The following is a 15,603-nucleotide window of genomic DNA, read 5'->3' as shown; positions in this document are numbered from 1 at the left end:
CCCGAGCATAGGCATATTCATAAATGGTTATTGCCAGCGTACGCCTGCTGGCCTTGTCCTGAATTTGGAGGAAGGGTCGGGCCAGTTGCATTGGGCGGCAATTGGCAAGTATGTGCCGGCGGAGATGTTGCGTGCCACGCAATAGTTGCTGCTGTTACCGGGAGGTATCTTGTGGGTTGGTGCAATGCTTGTCCCGCATTATCTGGTTAGCGTGGTTCTTGAAGGGTTCTTCTGCGTTATTTGTAGGAAATGTCTATTTCGCACCGGTGGGCAATTATTCCCCTGAGTTGCTGTTAGGTTTCAAAACCTAATCAGTGCGCAGGGAGCTAGGTAATGCGTGTCAATCTGGAAGGAAAAGGTCAGGCGGTAGATGGTGATGTCACTACCACCGGCGCTGTTTGCATCGCTACCGATGCTGGATACATCACTGATGGTCGCTGGGTGCTGAGGGAGGGAGACCCGACGACGCCTTGCCCGCGCTGTGGCGAGGAAGGCATTGTCGCCGAAGGGGTGTGGCACTTCACTTCTGGCGGGAAACGGGTTGCCATGGATGGTGCATTGGTAACCTGTGGCTGTCCATCAGGCACCAATCGGCTGGTGGCGCCGTTGCACGGTGCACCGCCATCCAGGCAATCAACCGCTGCAAGCCGTGTCGTAAATGTTGCGGCACGATCGACAGCTACACCCACACCCACAGCCCCAGGTCATTACTCACCCGTTGGAATGAGCAGCGTGCCCGGATCATTGGAGCCGGGCTTTTATGTGCTTCCCCGAAGCATGTCGTTTCCACAGGTGTTGATCGAGTTGGCTCAGCATGACAGCACCTTGCCGATTTCCCGATTACAGCGCCTGAATCCGACCTTCGAACAGGGGTTCAAGGCTGGGGAAATCTTTGTCATCGGTGATCCGGACAACGCTGATGCTTGTACCCGTGAGGAGGGGCAGCTGATGGCCGCCGCAGAACATGCGCGGCGTGCTTTGGCTGTGCTTGATTTCGCGGAATCGGATTTCATGATGCAGCACCAGGCGGAAATTGCTGGGCTGCTCAGTGGAGCCAGCCAGTCGATGGGCGTGGGCAAGGACATGCTGGACCAAGGGCTGAAGCAGGTCAGCATGGCGTTGCAGCAGATCGAGCAACTACATCAGCGAGAGTTTCTGCGGCATGGGCATTTGAACAGCCGGGAGTTCTTTGCGTCGCGGCGTCAGCTGTTGCAGCAGTTGGATGGGGAGTTGAAGGCGGCTTTTCTCAACAAGCAGCTGAATCTTGGTAATTATGAGCGTCTCAAGAAGAGCTTGAATATCTCGACTAAGAGCCTCGTGCACCATTGGTCGAAAGCGGGTGGGGCGGGGCAGATTCCAGGGTATACGACGCATCTGGAGAAAGTGGCAAAGCTTGGTAAGTACCTGAAATATGGGGGATATGCTGCAGTAGGGTTGGGTGGCGTTTCATCGTATTTGAAAGTTCAGGATGTATGTCGCGCTGGCGAAGCCCTTGCCTGCAAAAAGATCCGATTGACTGAGACGGGCAGTTTCTCTGCTGGACTGGTCGGAGGGGCGCTAGGGGCTTCAGCTGCTAGCTCGGCGGCAGGCACACTATGTGCCGTCTTTGCCATAGGATCTGGAGGGCTAGGTGTACCAGTGTGTGGCATGGTGCTAGTGGGCGCGGCGGGACTGGCAGGAGGTTTGGGGGCGGAGCATTCGGTGAAGCAACAGGTGAACTCCTCTACGAGGTTACCAATGATTGACATAACGGGCTGGCCGGTAATGGCAAAGCTGATTTTTTTACTCAGCCCTTTCGTCATAGGTATCCCGGGAGTTGCCATGAGTGCCTATACAACAATGACAAAGGATTATCATGTTGTCTGCTCAGCCATCACCAGCAGCCCATACTTCGAAGCAGTGAAAGCTGCATGGGGTAGTGGTAGTTTCAAGTGGCGCTGGATGGTTATATGCACGGCAAGTGGATTAGTTGCATTTCCTTGGTACCCTGCGCGTAGAGGAATGCTGGATTTAGATGAATTGAAAGCGTTCCCTACCCACCTCAAAAAGCGATTGGTGATATCAGCTTGGTTGAGCATGAGCGGATTCATCTGGTTGATGACCGCATGGGCAATGTTCGATTTCAAGTAGATGGCCTGCTCGCGAGCTCACCACTGGCCGCGATTTACTTGCCCCCTTTGACCCTTGGCAAGCTGGTTTCACAGGGGGCAAGGCGTTTACGGCGTCTTGAGATCCACCATCAGATCCTTGGCAGCCTTCGTCGCCAACACGCTCATAAGCTTACTCATCTCATCCTGACGACCAACCCCTGCCTCCGAGCCGCTCCCCATCATCACACTGGGCACCGGTGCCTTCGCCGCCGCTTCCGCCCACGCCCGATTGATCTGTACCAACGCATCGAGCTTGGTCTGCAGCGCACCATCCGCCTTGATCGCTGCCTCCCGCGCATACGCTTCGGCATCGGCCGTGATCTTGGTGGCTTCGGCATTGACGCGAGCCTTGTCGCGCAGCAATTCAGCGGTCTGCTTGTCGATCTCGGCGCGGCGCTTTTCCCGTTCGGCGTTGATCAGTGTTAGCTGCTTCTCGGTTTCGGCTTCGGTGGTGCGTTCGATCTGCTGTCGCAGGCTCTCCTGGCGCTTGGCCTCGACATCCTTTGCGCCTCGCGCAGACACCAGTTCCTTTTCCTCCTCCTCCTTGAGCCGGTTCTGCCGGGCGACGGCAAGCTCCGCCAGCGCCTGCTGCACCCTTACCATGCGCTGCTGATACTGCGGATTGGGATCGATATGGGTGACCCTGGCGTCCACGACTTCGACCCCGAACAGGCGAAACTGCTGCTGTTTGCGCAGCTCCTGGCCGTCTTTGTCGAGCTTCTTCTCGATGACGAAGCGGGTCGCGGAATTATCACCAAAACTGCCTTGCTCCGTGCCTGACTGGAGAATGGCCGTTTGCGCAGGGTAGTTGTCGCGCTGCACACGAATCTCCTTGCGGCTGGTCAGGTACAGGCCATTGCGCAGCTGGTTCTCGAACTCGGCGCCGAAATGGCTGCGGTTGCCGGCGTAGTAGTCATCGGCGCTCATCAGCGAGGCCGTGGCCTGCAGGGTTTCCTTGACCGCAGGCAAAAGTGCGCGCTGCAGGAAGTTGTCGGGCGTGCGGTATTCCTGGGCGATTTTCAGGAAGGCGTCGCCCGAGGGCAGGCGGAACTGGGTGCTGAATTCAGCCTTGGCATCGACGTTGCCCAGAAACACGATGGGCAGGTTGTCGAGGGTTACCGAGGGGTGACCGCTGCGGGCATCTTCCGAGCTGTCGGCTTGCAAGGAAGATTGCACGCCGATGGTTCGGCGCCAGGCTGTGCTGCGGCCAAACCATTTCGTGGCGTAGCCGACGTCTTCGACCACTTTCTCTTCGCCGAAAAGCGTACGCACGTGGGTCATCTGACCCGCTTCGTTGTAGAAATACACGCCGTTGAACAACGCCGCCAAGGCACCCACGGCGAGAACCGGGAGGCCAATGGCGGCGATGAGTTTGCGACTGACGCGAAATTGGGTGAAATCAGGTATCGGCAGTTTTTGCATGAGGCACTCCTTGTGCAGGGAGCGCGCATGCTGACTAAGGGGGAAGTAGTGCCACAATCAGCAGATTTCCCTATGTTCTGTAGGAAAGTTCGATTGTGGCGCTCCGGTCATTCATGCCGCAGTTCTGGGTCCTTTTTCTTCGCCTGAGCCGTGGTGCTGTCACCCGCTAGCGGCTCGGCCGGCTCGGCACCCACCGCAGGTTTTTCACCCCGCGTCTTGATCAACGACACCACCACCCCACCCAGCAACAACCCGAACGTCACCCCCAGCGACAGCAGCGCCGGCACCTTGCCGACCATGCCGTGGTAGAAGATCTTGCAGCCAATGAAGATCAGCACCAGCGCCAGCGCGTACTTGAGGTACACGAACCGGTGCATCAAGGCCGACAAGGCAAAGTACAGCGAGCGCAGGCCCAGAATGGCAAAGATGTTCGACGTGTAGACGATGAACGGGTCCTGGGTAATCGCGAAGATCGCCGGCACGCTGTCGACGGCGAACACCAGGTCGGCCAGCTCGATCAGCACCAGCGCCAGGAACAGTGGCGTGGCATAGCGCAGGGCCTTGCTCTGGCCCGGTGGAGTGAGACGGACGAAGAAGTGCGCGCCATGGATCTGGTCGGTCACGCGCATGTGCCGGCGGACGAACTTCAGCACCGGGTTGTTGGCCAGATCCGGGTGGCTGTCCTCTTTCGAGAGGGCCATCTTCACCCCGGTGAACAGCAGGAACGCACCGAAGATATAGAGCACCCATTCGAAATTCTGCACCAGCGTCGCGCCCACGCCGATCATGATCGCGCGCAGGAACACCACGCCGAGGATGCCCCAGAACAGCACCCGGTGCTGGTAGCGGCGGGGAATGGCGAAGAAGCCGAAGATCATCGCCATGACGAACACGTTGTCCATCGACAGCGACTGCTCGACCAGGAACCCGGTGTAGAACTCCAGCGCCGACTGCGCGCCCAGCTCGTACCAGACCCACACACCGAACAGCACACCCACGCTGAAATAGCCTGAGTACAGCAGCAGGCTCTCGCGCATTTCGATTTCACGGTTCTGGCGGTGCAGCACGCCCAGGTCGAGCACCAGCAAACCGATGACGATGGCAATGAACACCAGCCACAACCAGGTGCTGGTGCCGAGGAATGGAGTAGTGAGGAATGTCTGTAGAGCTGTCATGAGCCCCTCCTTGAATGTCGACGTTGCATGGCAACAGTGATCCGACATGGCGGCGCGGTCGCCGTCAGAGGGGCCCGGTATCACATGGGTTTTAGCCTAGACCCATTGACGCGTGATGCCGAATGGCGCGCTGTTACAAAACTTTGCCTGAAATGGCAGGGGTCAATGCACCCACTGCGCCCAGTCGGCAATTGCTCGCGCCCGTTGCAGCAGCTCTGCAGCAGACGCCTCACCGGCCACCGCCAGGCGTAGCCTGCCCAGGGCCCGGCCCTGTATGCGCTCGATCGACCCTTCCAGTAGCCGCACCTGTGAGCCCAGGGCGGTGGCCAGCAACCCCAGGTCAGGTTCGATGCCTTTCACACCCGTGAAATGCAGCTCCAGGTGCGCGTGCCCGGCAGCCTCATCCGTGGCCTGCCGCGGGCGCTCATGGCTGGCCAGGAGCAACCGGCTGACCGCGTGCTGCGGCGCGCCGAACACCTGCCAGACTTCGCCTTGTTCGACCACGCTGCCGCGCTCCAGCACGGCGACGCGGTCACACAGATCACGGATTACCTCCATCTCATGGGTGATGAGGACGATGGTCAGGCCCAGCCGGTGGTTGATATCGCGCAGCAACGCAAGGATGGCGCGGGTGCTTTGCGGGTCGAGCGCCGAAGTGGCTTCGTCGCACAGCAGAATGTCCGGTTGCAGCACCAGGGCCCGCGCGATTCCCACACGCTGCTTCTGCCCGCCCGACAGTTGCGCCGGATAGGCATTGGCCCGGTCGGCCAGCCCTACCAGTTGCAGCAACTCTAGGGCGCGGCGTGCGCGTTCCTGGGCCGGCACGCCGGCCATCTGCATGGGCAGTTCCACGTTTTCAGCGACCGTGCGACTGGCCAGCAGGTTGAAGTGCTGGAAAATCATCGCGACCTTGCGCCGCAATTGGCGCAGGCCAGCGGTGCCGAGGGTGGCAATGTCCTCGCCCTCGATCAGCACCTGCCCGACACTGGGGGCTTCCAGCCGGTTGATCAGCCGCAGCAGGGTGGACTTGCCTGCACCGCTGCGGCCAATGATCCCGAACACCTCGCCCTGGCGGATGTGCAGGTCGATACCCGCCAAAGCCGGGAGTTCGCCATAGCGTTTGTGGATGCCGCGCAACTGCAGTTGCGCGGTTGCAGCCAGGACTTCTTGTGGGAAGCGGGTCATGGGTGGCGCTCTCGCTGATCAGAAGCCCGGGGCGATCTGCCCTTTGTAGCGGGTCAGGATGAAGTTGCGGACCTCTGGCGAGTTCAGCGCCTTGGCCAGTTTCTGCAGGCCTTCGTCCTGCAGGTTGTCCGGGCGTGCAACCAGGTACTCGACGTACAGGTCCTTGCCCTTTTCGACGATCAGCGCGCTGTTGGTGTCGATGCCGGCCTCGAGGGCGTAGTTGGCGAACACGAAGGCCAGGTCCACCTGCCTCACCGAGCGCGCCAGCATGGCGCCTTCCAATTCGCGGATCTTGAAGTGGTGCGGGTTGGCGGTGATGTCGCGCTGGGTCGACTGCGGGTTGCTCGGGTCCTTGAGGCTGATCAGCCCGGCTTCGGCCAGCAGCACCAGGGCACGGCCGGTGTTCACCGGGTCGTTGGGGATGGCCACGCTGGCGCCGTCTGGCAGCTCGGCGAGGGTCTTGTACTTGGCCGAGTAGGCGCCGAAGGGTTCGATGTGCACGCCGACCACTGGCACCAGGTTGGTATGGCGGGTCTTGTTGAAGTCATCGAGGAACGGTCGGTACTGGTAGTAGTTGGCGTCCAGGTTCTTCTGCGCCAGTTGCAGGTTGGGTTGGATGAAGTCGTTGAACACCTTGATGTCGAGGTCGACGCCTTCCTTGGCCAGGGTGGGTTTGACGAATTCGAGGATCTCGGCGTGCGGTACCGGGGTGGCACCGACCACCAGGTGTTCGGCGGCCTGCGCTGCAAAGCTGTTGGCGGCAATGAGTGTGGCGAGGGCAGCAAGGGTCTTTTTCATGGGCGTGATCCTGAAGGTAGTGAAGTCAGCGTCGGGTGAAGTGCCGAACCAGGCGGTCACCGCCCATCTGCAGCGCCTGTACCAGCACGATCAGCAGCAGCACGGTGACCACCATCACGTCGGTCTGGAAACGTTGGTAGCCAAAGCGGATGGCCAGGTCGCCCAGGCCACCACCACCGATCACCCCGGCCATGGCGGTGTAATCCACCAGTACGATGGCGGTGACGGTGACGGCTGCAAGCAACCCGGTGCGGGCTTCGGGCAGCAGGGTGTGCCAGATGATCTGGCGGATACTGCCGCCCATGGCCTGGCTGGCCTCGACCAGGCCACGGTCGACTTCACGCAGGGCGGTTTCCACCAGGCGCGCGAAGAATGGTGTGCAGCCCACCACCAGCGGTGGGATGGTGCCGCGCACGCCCAGGGAGGTACCGGTGATCACCGTGGTGAGCGGGATCAGCACGATCAGCAGGATGATGAACGGCAGCGAGCGCAGCACATTCACCACCATCGACAGCAAGCGATACAGGGGGGCGTTGGCCAGCAGTTGGCGTTGCCCTGTGAGGTACAGCAGCACCCCCAGCGGCAGGCCGAACAGCACGGTGAAGCCCAACGCCGCACCGAGCATGCTCAGCGTGTCGATGCAGGCCTGGAGGATTTCCGACCAGTCCAGGTTCGCCAGCAGCTCGCTCATCGCCGTGCCTCCTGGCGCAGCGTCGCCACCGGGTGCGGCCCGCGCAGGCGGTCGCCCTGACCGAACAGCTTGTTGCGCAGGGTGCCTTCGGCGTATTCGCGCTTGAACAGCCCGCGTGCCTGCAACTCCGGCACCAGCAGGTCGACCACGGCGGTGAAGGTTTCCGGGGCCACCACACTGGCCAGGTTGAAGCCATCGACATCGGTGTCCTCGACCCATTCCTGCAACTGGTCGGCCACCGTCTTTGCCGAGCCGACCAGCACCGGCCCGTCGCCGCCGATGGCGCAGTAGTCGGCGATTTCGGCGGTGGTCCAGCTGCGCGAAGGGTCGGCCCGGGTGAATGCCTCGACAACGGACTGGATCGCCTCGCTGGAGACTTCGCGCAGCACCTGGTCCGGCTCCAGCTGGGCAAAGTCGATGCCTGTCCAGCCCGACATCAGGGTCAAGGCCCCCGTGGCACTGGCGTATTCGCGATACTCGCGCAGCAAGGCGAGGGCAGCTTCGTCGGTGGCCGCGACGATCACCGTCAGTTGCTCGAAGATCAGCACGCTGTCGGCGGCCCGGCCGGCCGCGACGGTGGCGGCGCGCAGGTCGGCCACCTGCTTTTTCAGCACGGCCTTGCTCGGTGCGGCGACGAACACGCACTCGGCGTTGGCGGCGGCGAACGCCCGGCCACGGCTGGAGGCGCCGGCCTGGTAGAGCACCGGCGTGCGCTGGGGGGACGGCTCGCTGAGATGGAAACCAGGCACCTTGAAATAGGTACCCTCGTGCGCGATGCCATGCACCTTGCGCGGGTCGGCGTAGACGCCGCTGGCGCGGTCGGCGCAGACCGCATCGTCTTCCCAGCTGGTCTCCCAGAGCTTGTAGCAGACCTGCAGGTATTCCTCGGCCAGGGCATAGCGCTGGTCGTGGCTCAACTGGTCGCGCTGGCCGAGGTTGCGTGCACCGCTGGCCAGGTAGGAGGTGACGATGTTCCAGCCGGCGCGGCCCTGGGTCAGGTGGTCGAGGGTGCTCATGCGTCGGGCGAACGGGAACGGGTGCTCGAACGACACCGAGGCGGTCACGCCAAAGCCCAGGTGGCGCGTGGCGGCGGCCATGGCCGGCACCAGTTGCAGCGGGTCGTTGACCGGTACCTGGGCGGCGCTGCTCAAGGCGGCGTCGGCGCTGGCGCCATACACGTCGTACACCCCCAGGACATCGGCGATGAACAGGCCATCGATGCAACCGCGCTCCAGGGTTCTGGCCAGTTCCGTCCAGTAGTGGATATCGGTGTAGCGCGTGGCCTGGTCGCGCGGGTGGCGCCACAGGCCGGGCGACAGGTGGCCGACGGTGTTCATGGCGAAGGCGTTGAGGCGAATCTGCTTGGTCATGGCGCGGGCCTCAGTTCCAGTCGTGACGGGTCGGCTTGATGCCGTTCAAGGCCCAGTTGCCAACCAGGTGGTACTTCCAGCGCACGGGGTCGTGCAGGGTGTGCACGCGGGCATTGCGCCAGTGCCGGTCGAAGTTGTGGCGGGTGAGCGACGAGCGCGTGCCGCCCAGCTCGAACAGGCGGTTACTGGCTTCGATGGCGGCCTCGGTGGTCAGCACCTTGGCCTTGGCCACGGCCAGCGAGGCGGCGGCGACGTTGTCTTCGTCCGGCGCCGGCTTGGCCGCATCCAGTACCCACCCGGCACGCTCCAGCAAGGCCTCGGCGGCCTCCTGGCGAATCTCCAGGGCGCCGACCTGGATGATGGTCAGCGGGTCATCGCCGGCGCGCTCCACCTTGGCGTCGATCCACGGGCGGGCGTGCTCGCGGACGAAGGCGATGGTGTCGTCCAGCGCCGCGCGGCCGATGCCGGCATCGATCGCGGCGGTGGTCAACTGGGCGAACGGCCCGGCCAGGGTCGGGCGTTCATACGAGCGGTAGCTTGGGAACAGGTTGAAGGCGGGTACCCGCAAACCGTCGAGCAGTACCGTGCCACTGGAGGTGGTGCGCTGGCCCATGCTGCTCCAGTCATCGACGATGACCAGGCCGGGTGTGCCGCGCTGTACGAACGCGAGCTGGGCACGGCCTTGTTCGTCCAGGGCGAGTACGCCGATCCAATGGGCGTACAGGGAGCCCGTGCAATACCCTTTGCGGCCATCGATGCGATAGCCGTCGGCCTCGGCGACCAGGCGGGTACTGATGTCCTGCACGGTCTTGCCGCTTGTTTCCGAAAGCGCGTTGGCGAAGCGGTTGCCTTGCAAGGCCAGGTCGAAGAAGAACCGCTTCTGTTCGTCGGTGCCCTGCAGGCGGATGTCTTCGAGCAGGCAATAGTGGTTCTGCGGGATCTGACCGAGCGAAGGGTCGGCGGCGGAGACGATGCCGATGACCTGCGCCAAGGTGGCGAAGGACACTTCGGCGCCGCCATGTTCACGTGGGACGGTGATGCCCCACAGGCCGCTGTTGGAATAGGCGTCGACGACGTCGGCAGGTACCTCACGGTTGCGGTCGCGTTCGGCGGCGCCTTCACGCAGCAAGGTGGCGACGCGGTGGGCGACGCTGAGGGCTTCGGCGTCATCGGCGATGACGTGAGCTTTAGGGTGGCGGATGTCGTAGTCCGCAGAGAGGGTTTCAGTCGGCATGTTGACCTCGGAGACTGGATGGTTGAATCCATGTCTGCAGGGGCCATGCCAGAATCAAATGCCTTTTAAATCAGGCGATTGGCGCGAAAATTCGGTTTCTTGTGTTGCGCTGCATGAAGAAGTGTTGATGGCCTGTTCGCGGCGCAACAGTTGCCGTCGCAACACCCTGCTGGCTGTAGGCCTCAGTACACCCACACCTCCACCCGACGATTGCGCAACCGCCCTTGTTCCAGGTCGTTGCCCGCTACCGGCAGCTCATCGCCCATGCCGGTCACTTCCTGCACTTCGACGCCCTCGCGCGCCAGCTCACGGCGTACCGCCTGGGCGCGCAGGCGCGAGAGGAGGGCGGCGCGGCCTGGCGTTTCCTTGGGGTCGCCAAAGCCCACCAGCACGGCTTTGCTTTGCAGTTTGCCGGCCTGGCGCAGGTAGTCGGCCACCCGCTGTACATCGCGCAGTGACTTGTTATCGAGGCTGGCGCTGCCTTCCTGGAAGCGGAAGTTGACGCTCAGGCGCTGGGCCTGCTGGGCCAGGCTGCGGTAGCGCGGCGGCATGTCGGCCTGGGCTGGCACCGCCTGTGCGTTGATCTGCTGGGAAACGAACCCCTGCTCGGCGACGATGGCCTGGCCGGCCGGGCTTTGCGCGAAGTCGGCCAGGGCCTTGGCCTGGGGCTTGGGATTGGCCGGCAAGTACAGGTACAGGCGCCGCGACAGCGGGTAGTCTTCACTGGCCACCAAGGGGCGCACCGGCAGCATCGCCGGGGCGTCGCCTTCAGCGATCGCCAGCACCTTGGCGCCGTGTACCGACGTCAGGCTGCTGAAGCCGATGGCCTGGCGGTCGGCTGCGACCCTTGCGGCCAGTTCGTCGCTCGCCTCGAAGCGCTGAATCCTTGCCGCCAGCTCGGCGTGGTTGGGCTCCAGCACCAGGGCCTTGAAGGTTTCGAACGTGCCGGAGCGGTCGTCCCGGGCATACAGGTGAATGGCGCCGCCTGCCACGCCCAGCTGTTCCCAGCGCTGGATCTGGCCGGCATAGATCTGGGCCAGTTGTCGCGTGCTCAGTTGGGGCAAGGGGTTGTCGGGATGGACGATCACCGCCACGCCATCCAGGCCGATGACTTGTTCGGCACGGACCGCACGCAGGTTGCCCAGTGCCTTGAGCTGGCGCAACTCGGCGTCGCTGATGGGGCGCGAGGACGCTGCCAGGTCCGCGTCGCCACGGCCCAGGGCGACGAAGCCGGTGCTCGAACCGTGCGCCGCGATGTCGATGCGCAGCGGCTGGCCTTGGGCGTCGCGGGCGGTGATCACGGTTTCATTGGTCATCGCACCTGGCCGTTGCTCGATGGCCGTTGCCTTTTGGGCGCGCAGTTGCCCTTGGACCAACGCCGGCAGCAGGGTAGCGCCGATGGTGTTGGAGCCTTGGACGCGCAGGTGCGCAGGCTCGGCGACGGCTGTCAGGGGCAGCAGGGGAAGTAGCAGGAGCAGCAGGCGCAGCATGCCGGGCAACCTTTGGCATAGAATTGCCCGGCAGATTACGACGGTGGGGTGACCGAAATGTGACAGGTCGCTGGTGCAGCCGTGCTATCTCATCTCAGATTCAGGGCCCTATCGCCGGCAAGCCGGCTCCCACATGAGCTGTGTGAGGAGTTTCCCTGTGGGAGCCGGCTTGCCGGCGATAGGGCCCGTACTGGCGCTGAAGAACCAGCGACTGTCTCAGCGCTCAGGCACCGGCAGCGCCGCCTCGCTGTTCCAGGCACTCACCGGCCGGCTGAACTGGTTCTCGGTCTGGAAATGCGCCATGCGCCATTGCCCTTCTTCCAAGGCGAAGCGCACCGTCAGCCGCGCAGCGTTCAAATGCGAGGCGCCATCGGCGAAGGTGCTGGTCTGCAGCATCACCCAGCGGCCCAGGCCCTGATCACCCTCTGCCTCGATCACCTCGCTGGTCAGGAAGTGCACATTCAAGGCGAAGTGCGCCGGAGTCTTCATGTAGGTGGCGAACATCGCGCGGATCGCTTCGCGGCCCCGGTAGCCGCCAAAGCTGGCGGCATACTTGGCCCCTTTGCCTTCCCACACGGCGTCATGGGTGAACAACCCGGCCAACTCGTCCAGCGGGGTGTTGGCGTCGAGCTGATCGCACAGTTCCATGTAGCGGTTGATGCACACGCGGATCGCCTGCTGGCTTTCGAAGCGTTGCAGGCGGGCTTGCAGGTCATGGATATCGGACATTGGTATCAGATCTCTTTGTAGGAGCGGCCTGGTGTCGCGAAAGGGCCGCATAGCGGCCCCAGTTTTCCAGCAGCGTCGCATAGGACGCTGGGGCCGCTTTGCGGCCCTATCGCGACACAAGGCCGCTCCTACAGGGCGCGAAAGTGGCCGACAGATTCAGTGGGTGGAATAGAGGTTGAGCAACAGCCGCTCGGCCACGGCCAGCAACTTCTCATCAGCGCCCTTGGCCGCCACCAACTGCAGGCCGACCGGCAACCCGGCGGCACTGCCCAGCGGAATGCTCAAGGCCGGGTGCCCCGACAGGTTGAACGGCCGCACCAGCGAGGTCATGCCCAGCACCGCGCGGGTGTCGGCAGCTTCTTCGAGGCGCAGCGGGAAGTCGGGCATGGTCGGCAGCGCCAGCACGTCGAAGCTGGCCAGGGCCTGGTCGACTTCTTCGGTGAAGCGACGACGCACTTCTTCGGCCTCGGCCAGCGCGCTGTCGGTGGTCTTGCCCGCAGCGGCCAGGCGGCCGGCGATATCGGCGCCGACCTTGCCGGTTTCCAGCAAGTGGCCACAGCCCTCGAAGGTTTCGCGGTTGATCACCACCATGCCGGCGTCATAGGCCGCGCCGAAATGCTTGAGTTCGACATTGCCCAGCGGCAGGCCGCTGGCGGTCAGTGCGCCGTGCACCACCTTGTGGATGGCGGCCTCGGCGGTGACCCGCAGCACGCCGATGCGCGCCTTGGCCGGCACCTGGGCGGGCACGAAGGTGGGGTCGATCATGCTCATGGCCCGCACCAGCATCGGCAGGCTGGCGGCGAACGGGCCGACGCAGTCCAGGCTGCTGCGTGCCGGCATCACGCCTTTGCGGCTGACACGGCCAAAGGTCGGCTTGAGGCCGAACACACCGCAGCAGCAGGCCGGGATACGCACCGAGCCACCGGTGTCGGTGCCCAGGCTGAAGTCGGCCAGGCCTGCGGCCACGGCCGCCGCCGAGCCACTGGACGAGCCGCCGGGAATACGCCCGGGGAAGCGCGGGTTGGCCGCGGTGCCGGTGTAGTGGTTGATGCCGGTGGTGCCAAACGCCAGCTCGTGCAGGCTGACCTTGCCGGTCAGGCGCGCACCGTTGGCCAGCAACTGGCTGACCACTTCGGCATGCCGTTCGGCCAGCGGTGCCTGCTCCAGCGCCTGGCTGCTGGCACGGGTCGCGGTACCGGCGACATCGATGGTGTCCTTGACCACGACACGGGGGCCGGCGCCGCCCAGGTCGAGGGTTTCAACTATGATTGTCATTGTTATCAAACCTTTTCGGGAAAGGATGCCGGACCACGGTCCAGCGCTTAACATGCGTGGCAAATACGTGAAATGTCAACTGAATATTCCAGTATTGTGTGGCGCCTGCCGGTAGCCAAATGCGCGGAAACGTCTATGATGGCGCGACTATTTCCGCACAAGTAGTGAATCGATGAGCAACTCGAAGAACACAGGCCATAGCCACCACGACCCGGCCAGCGAAGATTTTCGCAAGGAAGATTTCCCTTTCTACTGGCTGGCCCGTGTGCATGGTCGCTACACCCAGAACATGGAACGTCTGCTCAAGAAGATCGACCTCGACGTGCCGCGCTGGCGCGTGCTGTGGATCCTCAACGAGAACGGTGAATCGAGCATTTCCGAGATTTCCACCCACGCCATCGCCAAGCTGTCGACCATCACCAAGATCGTCTACCGCATGAAGGACGACGGCCTGGTGGATACCTCACCCAGCCCGGAAGACGGGCGGGTGACCCAGGTGCGCATCACCGAGGTCGGCCTGCAGAACATCGAGCGCATGCAGGATGTGACCCGCGAGCTGTTCCAGCGCAGCTTCAAGGGCTTGACCGAAGCCCAGGTGCAGCGGCTCAACCGCATGCTGGAAGTGGTGTTCCACAACCTGGAAACGCTCTGACTGCCAAGGGGCGCACTGCGCCCCCTGCGCCCCTGCTCAGAAGGTACTGACGAACACCACCTGGGTGTACAGGTTGTTGTTGTCGTTACCCAGTTGCGTGCCGCCCTGTTCGAAGCTGCGGTCAGGTTGGTACAGGCCCACCAGCGGCACGACCATCAGGTGATCGTTGATCGTCCATTCCGCGTACACATCCAGCTCGCGACCGTCCGCGTTGCCCAGATTGCGGTCGATGGTGTCGAACTTGAACCACAGGGCGCCGAGGTTCAGCGACGGGGTAGGGCTGACGGTCAGGCCTACTTTCTGGATCCGTGCATTGCTGTTGAACGGGCTGGCATAGTTGCCGGCCACTTCGCCCTGGAACCAGGTGCCCAGGCCGCGGCCAAGGCCGTAGAACAGGGTGTCGTACTGTTCCGAGAAGCGGCTGTAGCGGTAGCTGACGTTCGGCTGCCACGGCAGGTCGGCGAAGGTCCAGCCGGCTTCCAGGTACCAGGCATCCTCGGTGCTGGTGTGGGGTTTGTCCTGCTTGGCGTATTCGCCTGACAGGAACAGGTTCTCCACCCCGGCATTGCCTTGGCCGCGCAGGCTGTAGGTCTTCATGCCGTCACGTTCCAGCTGTTGCCCCGAGGCGTACTGTTCGTCGACGTGGGTGGTGCCGATGTAGGTCAGGCCGACGGTGCCGGCCTCTGCCACGTGCTCCAGGGTGGCCACGTGCATTTCGGTGTTGGCCTGGGCACGGTTGTCCGATTGCAGCCACATCAGGTCGCCGCGCCAGCCCTGACTGCCACCCAGGCGCAGCACGGCGGTCTTGTCGAAGCTCTTGCGCGCCGCCAGGTAGTAGGCGCCGCCACGGTTGAACTCGCCGTCGGCCAGGCCGTTGCCGATGTTCAGCGAATCGCCCTGGATCAGGAAGCCGTCACCGACCGCCACCATCTGTTTGCCGAAGGACAGGTCGATGCCGTCCTCGCCCAGCATGGGCACCAGGTTGCCGGACTTCCAGCCGACGTAAGCGTCCTCGATCTTGGTGGTGCGTTCGCTGCCGTCGCTGAAACCTGCCGCGTCGCCATCGCCCCAGGTGCCGGAACTGAGCAGGGCGAAGGCGCCATACATCGAGCCGACACCGCCCAGGCGCTGGTCGCCGCTCAGGCCGTACTTGATGTAGCCCTCGCGCCACGACGTGGAGCCTTCCTGGTCGCGGGCGATGGCGTAGCTTTCCTCACTGTGGAATGCACCGAACACCGCTTCGATATTGGCGTTGAGATGGCGCTCGGTGTCGCCGTAGAGCTCCAGGGCGGACGCCTGCAGCGAGACCCCGGCGAGCACTGCGGCCAGGGTGAGACGGAACGGGCGGTGCAGCATGGTCTGGCTTCCTTTGTTATGGGTTTGGCAGAAGTTCCGAAGACATGCCAAGGATCATGCAGGAAGCCCCAACGCA

Annotated in this window: 13 protein-coding genes and 1 pseudogene; 3 read left to right on the top strand and 11 right to left on the bottom strand. The window is 63.2% G+C overall.

The window, feature by feature from the left end; genetic code table 11:
* Positions 1-333 precede the first annotated feature (333 nt).
* A pseudogene (locus ACIPZB_RS18465) lies at positions 334-1,745 on the top strand (PAAR domain-containing protein).
* On the top strand, positions 1,738-2,130 hold the full coding sequence (locus ACIPZB_RS18460) for a hypothetical protein (RefSeq protein WP_400641988.1): 393 nt from the start codon (positions 1,738-1,740) through the stop codon (positions 2,128-2,130). Before ACIPZB_RS18465 ends, ACIPZB_RS18460 begins: the two are co-directional and overlap by 8 nt.
* An 86-nt stretch (positions 2,131-2,216) precedes the next feature.
* On the opposite strand, the gene ACIPZB_RS18455 is transcribed toward ACIPZB_RS18460, so the two are convergent.
* The 10 genes from ACIPZB_RS18455 to ACIPZB_RS18410 all read right to left on the bottom strand — a co-directional run bounded on the left by ACIPZB_RS18455 (position 2,217) and on the right by ACIPZB_RS18410 (position 13,519).
* Complete coding sequence (locus ACIPZB_RS18455) at positions 2,217-3,572, bottom strand: SPFH domain-containing protein (protein ID WP_400641987.1); 1,356 nt, start codon at positions 3,570-3,572, stop codon at positions 2,217-2,219.
* A 107-nt stretch (positions 3,573-3,679) separates the two neighbouring features.
* Complete coding sequence (locus ACIPZB_RS18450; protein WP_400641986.1) at positions 3,680-4,747, bottom strand: TerC family protein; 1,068 nt, start codon at positions 4,745-4,747, stop codon at positions 3,680-3,682.
* 162 nt (positions 4,748-4,909) lie between these two features.
* On the bottom strand, positions 4,910-5,932 hold the full coding sequence (locus ACIPZB_RS18445) for a methionine ABC transporter ATP-binding protein (protein ID WP_400641985.1): 1,023 nt from the start codon (positions 5,930-5,932) through the stop codon (positions 4,910-4,912).
* Positions 5,933-5,950: 18 nt separating this feature from the next.
* On the bottom strand, positions 5,951-6,730 hold the full coding sequence (locus ACIPZB_RS18440) for a MetQ/NlpA family ABC transporter substrate-binding protein (protein WP_400641984.1): 780 nt from the start codon (positions 6,728-6,730) through the stop codon (positions 5,951-5,953).
* Positions 6,731-6,755: 25 nt separating this feature from the next.
* A complete protein-coding gene (locus ACIPZB_RS18435; protein ID WP_400641983.1) occupies positions 6,756-7,421 on the bottom strand; it encodes a methionine ABC transporter permease in 666 nt (221 codons plus the stop codon).
* On the bottom strand, positions 7,418-8,791 hold the full coding sequence (locus tag ACIPZB_RS18430; protein WP_400641982.1) for an LLM class flavin-dependent oxidoreductase: 1,374 nt from the start codon (positions 8,789-8,791) through the stop codon (positions 7,418-7,420). Before ACIPZB_RS18430 ends, ACIPZB_RS18435 begins: the two co-directional genes overlap by 4 nt.
* A gap of 10 nt (positions 8,792-8,801) precedes the next feature.
* On the bottom strand, positions 8,802-10,025 hold the full coding sequence (locus tag ACIPZB_RS18425; RefSeq protein WP_400641981.1) for an SfnB family sulfur acquisition oxidoreductase: 1,224 nt from the start codon (positions 10,023-10,025) through the stop codon (positions 8,802-8,804).
* A gap of 182 nt (positions 10,026-10,207) precedes the next feature.
* The gene (locus ACIPZB_RS18420; RefSeq protein ID WP_400641980.1) at positions 10,208-11,515 is read right to left on the bottom strand and encodes a substrate-binding domain-containing protein; all 1,308 of its coding nucleotides are present in this window, start codon (positions 11,513-11,515) and stop codon (positions 10,208-10,210) included.
* A gap of 216 nt (positions 11,516-11,731) precedes the next feature.
* Complete coding sequence (locus tag ACIPZB_RS18415; RefSeq protein ID WP_400641979.1) at positions 11,732-12,244, bottom strand: nuclear transport factor 2 family protein; 513 nt, start codon at positions 12,242-12,244, stop codon at positions 11,732-11,734.
* Positions 12,245-12,400: 156 nt separating this feature from the next.
* The gene (locus tag ACIPZB_RS18410; RefSeq protein ID WP_400641978.1) at positions 12,401-13,519 is read right to left on the bottom strand and encodes an amidase; all 1,119 of its coding nucleotides are present in this window, start codon (positions 13,517-13,519) and stop codon (positions 12,401-12,403) included.
* Between the two features lie 172 nt (positions 13,520-13,691).
* On the opposite strand from ACIPZB_RS18410, the gene ACIPZB_RS18405 reads away from it, so the two are divergent.
* Positions 13,692-14,171, top strand: coding sequence for a MarR family winged helix-turn-helix transcriptional regulator (locus tag ACIPZB_RS18405; protein ID WP_400641977.1), 480 nt, complete (start codon positions 13,692-13,694; stop codon positions 14,169-14,171).
* Positions 14,172-14,207: 36 nt separating this feature from the next.
* Here ACIPZB_RS18405 and ACIPZB_RS18400 read toward each other — a convergent pair whose 3' ends face one another.
* Complete coding sequence (locus tag ACIPZB_RS18400; protein WP_400641976.1) at positions 14,208-15,527, bottom strand: hypothetical protein; 1,320 nt, start codon at positions 15,525-15,527, stop codon at positions 14,208-14,210.
* Positions 15,528-15,603 lie beyond the last annotated feature (76 nt).

The organism is Pseudomonas sp. NPDC089396 (assembly GCF_044749545.1).
GTDB lineage: Bacteria > Pseudomonadota > Gammaproteobacteria > Pseudomonadales > Pseudomonadaceae > Aquipseudomonas.
Note: the sequence above shows the minus strand (reverse complement) of the source record. Positions and strands in the feature narration are given on the sequence as shown.